Here is a 2,828-nt window from a genome sequence, read left to right on the forward strand (position 1 = left end):
TACGTTTGATTTCATTTAGATAGAAATCGTCATGCTGACTACGCTGTGAACGCTTCTCCGGATTGTCGTTTAAGTCTTTGGTACGATAGTATGTGGATGGGGCAATCGGCAAGACTCTACAAATAGCTAGAATGCCATAAATAGATTTATTCTCGTCGATGAATTGAACCATCACTAAGGTTTGCGGTCTATTTCCGCCTGGGCGAAAAAAGCGGCTGCTTTCCTTATGATCTCATTGGCTTGTTTTAATTCTTTGTTCTCACGTTCAAGCATCTTTGATGCGCTCGGCTTGGCTTTGAGCTTGAATCTTTGCAGGAATGGTTTTATCAATGTGCTTTTTATGCCATGATCGTAGGGTCTCAGGCGTGCAACCTATCTTTGGTGCTATGGCTTTGATGGCTGACCAGGTGGATGGGTAGTCGTCTTTAGCTTCAATTAGCATACGGACGGCGCGCTCTTTCATTTCAGGGGTATAGTTTCGTGTTTTCATTGTCGTATTCTCTCAGAAAGTTGAGTCTCCGACAATCTCGGGGCGGTTCATATCGCATGGCCCGCATTGTTACGAAAACTGCGTCGCACCGATCCTTCCTTTGAGCAGTAAGCATATATATATGAGGATACACCCTAGGTCATTGCCTTTCTTCATTAATTGATTTTTTATCAGACAGCAGCTAGTCGTATTTTTCTTTACTTATTTTTTGACTGGCTGCTTGTTTACGGCAGCCCTTTTAGCTCTGCAAGATAGACGACCAAAATTATATGATGATTTAACCTTGTCTCATTGTAATGCCTCACGAAAATTTTGGAATTCTTCTGATTGATCGAGCAGGTTACCACTGAGTTGTCTTAGAGCATCAACTTGCTCCGGTTGTAGGTGAAAAGTGGTTGGCATAGCGTCGAATGTGGCGCGCTCTTCCTTATCGGCAACTTGATCAAAGGTTAATACAGAAAAATTGACTTCTACCTGAGGGGTATCTGGACCTCGCTGTGAATTGACGTGATCTGCCCACTGCAAAAAATCTTTTTTAGCTACTGAGACCGTTTCATTATTCAAAGTGCCGAGTGCTGCTTGGCTAGAGGCCTCAAGGGTTTGTAATAATCCTGGATCTTTGCCTTCTAATGACCACGCATACTCAGGATAAGTTTGTGCGTTGGCGACAATGACAAGCACTTGTTTAACGCGGCGCAGTTTTTCAGGACTAAATGCCCCCGCCATATTAGGTACGTCACCATATTGAGTGACGGGGCTCATCATTGATCCGCGCACTCCCAAGTTATCGGTCACACCGCCATCTACCAAACGTAGAATAGGCATACGATCTGGTTGAGAATAACGATCTACTGCACGAGCGACTGCATAACTTCTTGGTAAATGACTTTTTTGATTCAAGGCGTCATCCACCCATGGCTGATGACGTTGAGTGCAGTTGGAAAAGTTGCGCAATGATATAGGCGCAAAAATACCAGGTACTGAAGAAGAGGCCATCACAGCATTTGCCACCGGATAGTTAGACAAATCTGAACATAAAAAATCAAACTGCTGCTGGGTAAACGAAAAAGTTGTTGCATTGTTTAAGTCGCTAGCGTTCAAAATAACGTAAGGTAGTTGATCACGGCCCATATCAGCAAACGTTTTTTGTTGAAATAAATTGTGATTTAAATCATCTGCTACAAGATCGCCGCGATTATAGTCCGAACGGGAAACAGCCATAAGGCTTTTTGGACGTAACCCTAACTTTATAAGTCGCGATTGCCAGTTTTCATATAAAAAATTTGGTGCAAAATTCTGAAATATCTCATCGCCAAACAAACCGTAATAAGCGGCTGTATAGCTACCACCTGATACCGAAGTAATCACATCCACTTCATCTAGTAATCTGCGCTCTACGCCATCTATAGTCACTGGTGTGTCACGGAGTTTTTCTAATACGCCATAGCTAAAAGAGGCGGCACGCGTGCCACCACCAGAAAATGCAAGTATGACAAAGACGTCATCTGAGTTTTGGGGTAATTTATGACGAAAATCGTAGCGACTTGTGATGTTTGTATCTGTTATAGGTTCGTTCCAAATACGATGCTCACAGCCGGTTAGTAAGCTTGGTAGAGTAGCAGTAGCCAATAAAAAAAATGTAGTCTTCAATCGATACGGTACTTTATTTTTAATAAACTTTTGAGCTTTCGTATTAAAGAAAGTGAATCTATTTAGTCGCATTTTTAGTACCCCAGTGTATTTTAATTAATATGAATCCTAGTTTTTATGTTTGTTAATCCTTTATATTTTTCCGAATAATAATTTGTTAAATATTAGGGCGTGTCCTCATTTTAAAAATGGTGATAAAAATGAGATAAATTGCCGTAAAACAAGGAAAATAGAGCAGATAATATCGAGATATTAGTCAGCTATTTGACGCCGTTTGGCAAGATTTAGCTATTTTTAACCTATTTAGATAACTATCGATTGAATTGAGGACATGCCCTAGCATGTGGTGTTGGTGGGACTTGCTTTAATGCAACTGCAGAGAAAGGTGTGCTAATGGTCTAAATAAGGTTTAACTAAAGGCCGTTTATAAACACTATCTGTACTGCGGTAGTGAGTCAAGATAAATCTGGGCTAGCAAAATCATATTATCTTTATTCAATTATCATCAGCCTTACTTTTAGTAGGCTAATCGCCATTAATATAGGGCGTGTTGAACATTCAAATATGGTGCTGGCAGTCACTATTTTTTAGACAATATGCAGTGAAATTTTTGATGCCTAGTCATTCTAGGTTAAACAATTTCGCCATGTATTGGCAAAAAAGAGTATTGCCCTCCACTCGAGCATAG

At 40.6% G+C, this 2,828-nt stretch carries 1 protein-coding gene, 1 pseudogene and 1 other annotated feature; the gene and the pseudogene both read right to left on the reverse strand.

Annotated elements, in window-relative coordinates; genetic code table 11:
• A pseudogene (locus EI164_RS17220) lies at positions 1–490 on the reverse strand (transposase); the annotation flags it as partial.
• Positions 98–214 (reverse strand) — a sequence feature (AL1L pseudoknot). Its footprint overlaps the pseudogene before it by 117 nt.
• 288 nt (positions 491–778) lie before the next feature.
• A complete protein-coding gene (locus tag EI164_RS15465) occupies positions 779–2,140 on the reverse strand; it encodes a patatin-like phospholipase family protein (RefSeq protein ID WP_225739350.1) in 1,362 nt (453 codons plus the stop codon).
• Positions 2,141–2,828 lie beyond the last annotated feature (688 nt).

Source organism: Psychrobacter sp. FME13, from assembly GCF_014861395.1.
In the GTDB taxonomy this organism is placed as follows: Bacteria; Pseudomonadota; Gammaproteobacteria; order Pseudomonadales; family Moraxellaceae; genus Psychrobacter.